Origin of the sequence: Deinococcus sp. Leaf326, assembly GCF_001424185.1 — a bacterium.
GTDB lineage: Bacteria > Deinococcota > Deinococci > Deinococcales > Deinococcaceae > Deinococcus.
Map to the genome: position 1 here is coordinate 1 of NZ_LMOM01000057.1, position 7,644 is coordinate 7,644.

A 7,644-nucleotide genomic window follows, 5' to 3' on the forward strand; every position below is an offset into this window, starting at 1 on the left:
AGACCGGAGGCCTGCTGGTCGACKCCCACGAGCGTCAATATCTATTATTGAGCGAATTATATTAATAGATGAGTATAAAAATATAAAACATATGGTAAATACATACACTACCCAGAAGAATAAAATTTCCGATAAAATTCCTTCTTTGGGCAAGAAAACTGCCGCTAAAGCAATAAGTATAGATAGTGTCAAAAATATAGACGCGTTATGAAAAGAATCATACATCTGGGAGTAGTATTTTTTTAAACTACTTTCTCTAAATTCTTTTTTAGGCAGAATTGCAGCCAGTAATGCTATACCCGCGATGACAAATCCAGCCAAAGTAGCTGCTATACCAGAAATTGCTATATAAATATCTTTCCCTACACTAGAAATTGCTAACCTAATATAATTCATGCAGTCTATTCCTAGAGCATAAGAATATTGCAGAAGTAGAGTTGCGATAATATAGAGGCAAGTATAAATGATTACTCGCTTGACTAATTTTGGACTTGTATCTGGCACCGGAGATGGTGTCATATTCTAGACTTCCTTAGAGATCTGATTTTATCTTATCATATTCTTGAGCTATTGCTTTTACTACAGCTCTACTATCTACATGCCTACTATCCATTATAGCATCCGGTATATCTATCTGGACGGTAAACTTTTGACTCAAAAGATTAACCTCTTCATCATTTAGTTTAAATTCAGCTAGCTCAACATCAGACATAACAGTACTAGATGTCTGTGTTCCAAGAAATCTTTTCATACCTTCAAGAATTGTATCCGTGGAGAATCCACCTTTCCTTTTATATTTTTCTAGTCCGATACTGATTCCTATTGATTCAACCCCAGGAATTTTTGATATTGATTTAAGAGCATCATCAACCTCTGGGCCTAAATACTCAGTTCTAGATAGCGCCGTTCTCTTAATTCTAAGTTGAAAGAGCTTAACATCGCCTCTTTTACTAGCTTCTTGGATCTTTTCCACAGCATCTTTTCTAATATGAGCATTTACAGGAAGGGAGACTACGAATTTTGGCAGCTTACTTCTTATATAATAGGCAAATAAACCAATGTTAGGTGAACTTTTAGTACGCTGATAAATCATATATCCCGTTGCCGTATCTATAAAAAAGTGAGTTTTTTCAAGCAAGCTCTTCTCTATATCAAGCTGTCCTAAAGTTCCAGTACTTATATCAAATTGATCTGGAAGATTGCGCGATTTTGCGGCCCCTATAATTCCCGTAACTATTTTTTCAGCCTTACTATTCTGAAGAACATGCATAAACAGGGGATCGCTATCAAAATCAGTATCACCCAAAAGTATTCTTCCCGTATGATCCGCTCTAGCAGGATCAAGTTGTGCTATTTTCGTAAAAACGTCATTGAGGTCGAGAGAGACTGCTGTAGAACCACTAGTTGCAGGAGCACCAAAAGCTCTAACTTGGTAGACATAGCCACGCTTTTCGGACATACTGAACATATCTAAGCACAACATGAGTGTACAAAATGCTCAAAATAACTAGACCGTATTACGTCGTAAACATAATTATGACAAAGCATCTGTAATGCTTTGTAATTTAAGTTGCATATTGATTGAAGATTCCGATTTTCCGCCAATTAGTCAAGCTCCTCTCTGAACAGAGAGGAGCTTGCGCGTTGACAAGCAGAAAAATTCAACCGATGATGTTCCTGTTAATTAACGGGCGTACGAGAGTCATTTCATTCATCGCTAGAGCATGGGCCGTTGATCATGCTGCGCGATGACAGCACCGGCCAGGGCTACCCACCATGCCGCGTAAGCCTGGGCGATGAGGGCGAGGCGGCCGTGCCGCGTCCCTGCGTGGGCCTCTGCCACCTCGCCCCAGCGCACAGCCTGGGCGTGCAGATCGGGGATCACGGTCACGTCCGGCATAGGCGTCAGGGTCAGGACCGGGGCCGCCGTCACCGCCGCTGTCCAGCGCCCGGCCGGGCCGTCCTCCAGGCCGTGTAGGTCAGGGGGCGCGATGTCCTCCAGGGCCGTCGTCAGTGCCCCCAAGTCATTCCCCCACAACGTCACCGCATTGACCAGTACGGCGCGCAGGCCGGGGGCTAGGGTGTCGTTTGCGGCGACCAGAGCGGCTCGGTTGCGGTCTTGGGCAACCTGGGCACGGCGGGCCGTCTCCACCTCCAGGGCGCGCAGGCGGCGGGCGGGGCCGGTCACGCTGCCCCCTGGGCGGCCAGCCGGGCCTCCAGAGCGTCAAGGCGGCCTTGCAGTTCGCCCACTTCTACTACCCGCGCGTAGGCCCCGGCCCCCGTAGAGATGGCGTGTACGGCCTTCAAGGCACGAGCCGGGTCTGGATCGTCCAGCAGCTCACCGGCACGCTCAAGGGCGGCCCAAAGTAGCCCTTGCAACTGCCCCAGACTGCCCTTTGCGCGATGTGCGCGCCCCTTTTTTCGCTTTGCCAGACGTGCTTCTACCGGATTTTGATTCATGGACCCCCCCCTCTCTATTGCGGCATGGTCGGGATAGACGGCGATACCCCGCCATTCGAGATCGGCCAGCACGGCGGCAACCTGGGCGCGCAGGGTGCCCCGACCGCTTAGCCTAGGCAACCGACCGTAGAGGCCCAGGGCAGCCGCACACGCCGCGTACAGGCCCTTCCACGTCTCCGAGGTCGGGCCGTCTTGGTAACGCCGGGCAGCCGCCTCCAGGGCCAGCTCAACGGCCGTGGGAGTGAGCCCGAGGCGCACCATCATGGCCTAGTGTCCAGCAGCGAGCGGTGCTCGCGGTAACGCCTCTCCATCTCGCCTTCCAGATCGTTCTCGGCAAGCGGCTCAGGCGCCTTCACTTTCTGTTCCTCCTGGAGTCGGTAGCGTTCCAAGCCAGCAAGGAAGTGTTCATTCTCGGTAACGGTCATCCTGCGGCCAATGCCCGAGGGCTGCCCTCGGAGCTGCGCCAGGTGTTGCCCGGTCACTCGGCCATGAACGCGCACCCGCTCGGCCTGGAACCTGACATCCGGCCAGGCGGCCACCGCTTCCCGGTAGGCCCGCTCCGTGACCTCCAGGCGGCGCAGAGCGTCCAGCTCCAGGCGGTCAAGCTCGGCGCGGCAGGCGTCCAGCTCGGCCAGTAGCTCCCGCTCGCGCTCTTGCCGTGCCAGTTCCGCCAGCGTGGCCTCCAGGGGTGCCATGCTGGACTTGTGAGCCACCTCATCGGCGCTCGTCTGCTGGTGGGCCTCATTGGCCGCGCGCACATCGGCCAGAGTCACGCCGTTCTGCTCGGTCGCGTACTGGAGCTGGACCTGAGCAGCCCAGTCATGTGCCGCTTGGGCCTTCCGACTCAGCTCCAGACCTTCCCCGACCATGATCTTCAGGCGGTCCTCAACTCGGGTTTTCGTCGTCTCAGTAGGCGTTTTCGTCATGTCACATTCTAAGGCTGCACTTGTCTATACAACGTGAGCTAGACTCTGCTCCTGCATCCATCCATGCAGTCATGTGGGGGTCATAGGGGAAGTCGCGCAGCATCCGGCGCGGCTTTTCTTATGCCCTCAGCAGGTCGCCAGAGCAGCGTCGGGGCGCAACCGGGACATGAGCAGCGCACCGAGGTTCCGAATGGGCGCATCCTCGGCCAGATCGGTACGCAGGCGGTCGAGGGCGCAGGCGAAGCCCTCCAGGCCCCCCACGCGCCCCTCCCAGTGCGCCCTGAGCGCGTCCCAGAGCTTCCCGGCCCACTGTGCCCGGCGCTCGGGTTCTCCGAGAGCTAAGGCCAGGGCGGTAGCGGTCGCCGTGATCGTCCCAGCTCGGCGGGAATGATGCTCACTGCCCAGGCCGCGCACATCGGCGGCGAGGCTGTCCAGGTCGCAAGTCTGGGAAATGTCCGGGGTACACCCAACGAGGGGATTTTTAGTGAACTGGACAGCGATTCTTGTTTTTAGGGCTTGATAGGCCGTCTCAGTTTCCCCCTCTTGGGTAAGTAGTGCGGACATTTCTGCCTTCACGCCCTTTTTGCCGGTGTAGTCGGCCTCAAAGTCCGGTCGCCAGTTATGCGTCCATTCCTCTCTGCGAATGTAGGGGGCGTGAGCGGGCGTCGAGGTCAGGCCCACTGCCCAGAGCGTGCCGTCCCACATACCCCGTCCAGCGACGTTCTGGGCGTGCGCGCCATAGGCGATAAGGCCCACCTCTGCCAGCTCGGCGGCAAGGCGGCGCAGGTGGCGTTCGTCATAGCCCAGGAACACAGCGAGGCCCACGGCGGGTATGTGGAAGGTCAGGGAATCAGGCAGGACAGCGTATCGCCAGTGTCGTGCCATGTCACCGGATAGCCTGACCAAAAGATCGTGAAGGCGCACGGCACCTCGGCTGAGCTTCACCCCGGCGCGCAGGGCGGCGGCCGTGGGCAAGGTGGGCAGCGGACGGGACGGGGCAGCCGGAGACGGGGCGGCCAGCACGCGGGCCGGGGCCGTCTCGGTCGGGCGGGCCGTGAGGCGCTGAGCGGGGCGCTGGGGGGCCTCGGGCTGGAGCTGCGGCCTGAGCGCCTGGGCAACCGGCCGAGGTGCCTCTACGAGCAGCGGGGCAGCCGGAGCGGGTTGGGGTTGCTCACGGGTGACGATAGAGGCACGGGCGGCGGCGATGATGGCTTCAAGGCGAGTAGGGTTTTTACCTGTGTACGTCTGCATTTCCGGGTCTCCCCCGGCAGCGACAGTTCCTATTGTCTAGACATCTGTGCGTCCAGATCGGCTGGACGGAGTAGTCTGTCACTACCTACTTGGGTGGGTGGCCGAACATCAAAACTTTCCAGGGCGTTGATGTTCCGCGATTGAGGCGCGCTTTCGAGCGCGCCTCTCGCGTTGCTACGTCATAGGTAGCATTTGTATCTACCGACCGCAAGGCCCCATGCGTAGACACACCTCGTCTACGGCGGTGACCGCGTTTCGCTGCGAAACAGGACCGGGGCGGCCGGGCACTGGGCAGGGCGGGCACTGGGCAGCCTGAGCAGCCGCTAGAGCAGCGGGGCAGTGGGCCGGTCGGGATAGTCGAGAGGGCAGCGGAGCAGTCGGGCACTGGGGCGGCCTCGCCTCGATTCATTCTCCCTTATCTGTCATATAAACTTTCATATTCTGACGGTGAAACAAGATCGTGTGCCTTTCCCCGTGGGCCAACCTGAAGATCATCTGCCCCGACCGGCTGCCCAGACTGCCCCGGTGCCCTATCAGTGCTCTAGCGCCAGCACCCCGACGCCTAGCAAGCGCTCTACAGTGTCACGCCGCACGGCCTCTCCTGACAGGGTGCGCCAGATGGCCTTCCCGTTGGTCACGTCGAGGCGCAGATGGTCGCCCGCTGCCAGGGTCGCCTCAAGCTGCGCGTAGCGGTCGGGCGACCACCTCAGCTTGTTTCGCAGGGCCTGGGGCACGGTGGGGGCCAGCACTCGCAGGACCGTTACGCCTTCGAGGACTGGGGCCGTGGCTGAGGCGCTGGGCGCTGCCGTGGGGGCCACGGGCTGCCCACTAAAGGCCTGAGCCAGCAGCTCCCCCACCTCGCCCGCGCTGAGGGTCTTCAAGCGCTCGTGTACCCACTCTGGGGCGCGTACCCTCACCGGGCGCGACACTTCCCCGCCTTCCAACCGCGTAACGCCGAGACTTTCTGGATGTCCCTTCATGGCCTCATGGTACCGCGTTACGCGCTGTTAAACCGCGTAACGCGATCTTTGCTCTCTATCGCGTTACGCGATAAGACATCGCGTAACGCGGTGGATTGATATCTGGAATGTGTTTACTGAGGATCAGTTTTCGCGCTTTTAAGCTTCTGTGCATTTTTAGCCAACCATATTTTCTTATAAAATCTTAGATACAAACTGGATCGCTTTAACTCTAACCGAATTAGCTGATCTAGTTCCTCTGAATCTATTTTTTTAAGATCTTTTGAACTTATTGTTGGAGTCACCAAGGTAGCGAAGGCTTTACCTATAAGCTCAAGTAGCTTTTCTTCCGATACATTGATATCCATCTTCCTAATTATTTCATCAAGCTTTTCATAGCGTTTAGCGACATCCTTCTCTATAAGGGCGTAATTTTCTTCTGCTGTAAATAGTATTGTATTCAATTCTATAGTTATTGGAGCTTCTAATGTTAGCCATGGAGAAAATCTCACCAATCTTTCCATAGCTATAGAAAAATACTTGGATTTAAACGATGGAGTTATTCCTAAAGCTATATGAAAGTCATCTTTCAATTCTGTTAAAACATTTACTGCTTTAGGACGATCATTAAGCGTTAGTCTGGCTATGCTCCTTATTTTATTCATATTACTTCTTAGATATTCATCAATTTTAAGATTTTTAGCATTAATTCCTGCTGAACTAGACTGTTCTATAGCCAGAAGAACTAGATCTTGTATTCTATTTACCTCCTTAACTTTTTCGAGATATGATTCTTTTTGTCTTAAAAAGGACAATTCTACATATTTATTGACTGCGTTAATAATTGCTGCTAATACAACTCCTACCGCACCTATCAGGGCAACTTGCACAACCACCGGTTGATTTTGGAAATATGTCAGGATACTCGTCAAGATAGAACCCCTCTACGCCAAACTTAGTGAATTTAAACAATCTGAATAAATAGACCACTTACGGAAATTTCGTGTGATCCTACTCTAAGTGACCTAAGCCTATTTGGGTCAATCAGCCCTACTCGGCAGTCCAGCGTGCTCGCTAACCAACATGCCATCTGCGTGCAACCTAGAAACGATGTCTGCCCGGACGGTGAATCTGGAACTGTCTGTCCTCGTGACTGTCCAAGACGTTCTCCGACCTGTAGGTGGCGTCAAGGTACCGCCTCCCTTGAGTGCGCCGAGTAGGTTTCGGGCAGCATCGGAAAGGCCCCTTACCCTCTTGGGGCTGAGCTTTGTCGCCAGAGACAGGCGTTCGACGCGCTCAGCTTCCGGGGCTGGGGTATCCACCGTGAGCAGCAGGGGCGCAGGCTCAGGTGTCGGGGCGGTGTGGCCCATTCGGGCAACGTGCTGGGCAGCATGGGCCTCAGCGAAGATCGCGCCGCGCTCAGCGGGCGAGAGGGTCAGCGCCCAAGCCAGCACGTCAGCAGGACCGCGCACCCGCAAGGCTTCGGTGCACTCGCCATCACCGAGACGGGGCATAGGGAGCAGGCCGCGAAGGCGCTCAGGGGCATATTTGGACATGTCTTAGCTTATGACAGGCGTACGCCCGTAAAAGTATAGATGTTACCCTGTCGGGGCTGTGTTTTACACGTCTAGCACGGTATCGAGCCCGATACCGTGCTAGGTTCTATAACTGAAATTATGAGATGTTGACTCGCGTACGCCCGTCATTTCCGATGATAACGGGATTATCATCGGCTGATATAAGCCTAGGTAGTGGCTGAGAGGGTGGTATGCCCTCGACAGTGCCTCGAAATTTTGCTCAGACACTCCCCTCGCCTTACTAGCAAGAAGGCGCACCCATTTATTAATAGAGATCCCCATTGCTATGAACAGGTAGATCTGACGAGCCTGGAGGTGGATCATCTTCTTGGACTAATCTCCCACGAGCGTCAATATCTATTATTGAGCGAATTATATTAATAGATGAGTATAAAAATATAAAACATATGGTAAATACATACACTACCCAGAAGAATAAAATTTCCGATAAAATTCCTTCTTTGGGCAAGA

General features: G+C 54.3%; 9 protein-coding genes. All 9 read right to left on the reverse strand.

What is annotated here, in order from left to right; genetic code table 11:
• Positions 1–519: hypothetical protein (locus ASF71_RS24105; RefSeq protein WP_156372922.1), on the reverse strand; the 519-nt coding region annotated here is incomplete at its 3' end.
• 13 nt (positions 520–532) lie between these two features.
• Positions 533–1,459, reverse strand: a complete 927-nt coding sequence (locus tag ASF71_RS24110) for a hypothetical protein (protein ID WP_156372923.1) — start codon at positions 1,457–1,459, stop codon at positions 533–535.
• Positions 1,460–1,717: 258 nt separating this feature from the next.
• The gene (locus ASF71_RS16555; RefSeq protein ID WP_056302310.1) at positions 1,718–2,188 is read right to left on the reverse strand and encodes a hypothetical protein; all 471 of its coding nucleotides are present in this window, start codon (positions 2,186–2,188) and stop codon (positions 1,718–1,720) included.
• Positions 2,185–2,724, reverse strand: a complete 540-nt coding sequence (locus ASF71_RS16560) for a hypothetical protein (protein ID WP_056302311.1) — start codon at positions 2,722–2,724, stop codon at positions 2,185–2,187. The genes ASF71_RS16555 and ASF71_RS16560 overlap by 4 nt, the downstream gene beginning before the upstream one ends.
• Positions 2,721–3,386 carry a hypothetical protein gene (locus ASF71_RS16565; RefSeq protein WP_056302312.1) on the reverse strand — a complete coding sequence of 222 codons (666 nt, stop codon included), beginning with the start codon at positions 3,384–3,386 and terminating at the stop codon, positions 2,721–2,723. The genes ASF71_RS16560 and ASF71_RS16565 overlap by 4 nt, the downstream gene beginning before the upstream one ends.
• Positions 3,387–3,512: 126 nt before the next feature.
• The gene (locus ASF71_RS16570; RefSeq protein ID WP_056302313.1) at positions 3,513–4,637 is read right to left on the reverse strand and encodes a hypothetical protein; all 1,125 of its coding nucleotides are present in this window, start codon (positions 4,635–4,637) and stop codon (positions 3,513–3,515) included.
• 533 nt (positions 4,638–5,170) lie between these two features.
• The gene (locus ASF71_RS16575; RefSeq protein WP_156372924.1) at positions 5,171–5,617 is read right to left on the reverse strand and encodes a hypothetical protein; all 447 of its coding nucleotides are present in this window, start codon (positions 5,615–5,617) and stop codon (positions 5,171–5,173) included.
• Between the two features lie 113 nt (positions 5,618–5,730).
• Positions 5,731–6,528 carry a hypothetical protein gene (locus tag ASF71_RS24115; RefSeq protein ID WP_156372925.1) on the reverse strand — a complete coding sequence of 266 codons (798 nt, stop codon included), beginning with the start codon at positions 6,526–6,528 and terminating at the stop codon, positions 5,731–5,733.
• Between the two features lie 910 nt (positions 6,529–7,438).
• Positions 7,439–7,644: hypothetical protein (locus ASF71_RS25330; protein WP_235514551.1), on the reverse strand; the 206-nt coding region annotated here is incomplete at its 5' end.

What these genes read in the sequence shown, in the direction of transcription:
- ASF71_RS16560 (WP_056302311.1), bottom strand. Translation starts at nt 2,724, where the DNA reads ATGATGGTGCGCCTCGGGCTCACTCCCACGGCCGTTGAGCTGGCCCTG.
- ASF71_RS16575 (WP_156372924.1), bottom strand. Translation starts at nt 5,617, where the DNA reads ATGAAGGGACATCCAGAAAGTCTCGGCGTTACGCGGTTGGAAGGCGGG.
- ASF71_RS24110 (WP_156372923.1), bottom strand. Translation starts at nt 1,459, where the DNA reads ATGTCCGAAAAGCGTGGCTATGTCTACCAAGTTAGAGCTTTTGGTGCT.
- ASF71_RS16565 (WP_056302312.1), bottom strand. Translation starts at nt 3,386, where the DNA reads ATGACGAAAACGCCTACTGAGACGACGAAAACCCGAGTTGAGGACCGC.
- ASF71_RS16570 (WP_056302313.1), bottom strand. Translation starts at nt 4,637, where the DNA reads ATGCAGACGTACACAGGTAAAAACCCTACTCGCCTTGAAGCCATCATC.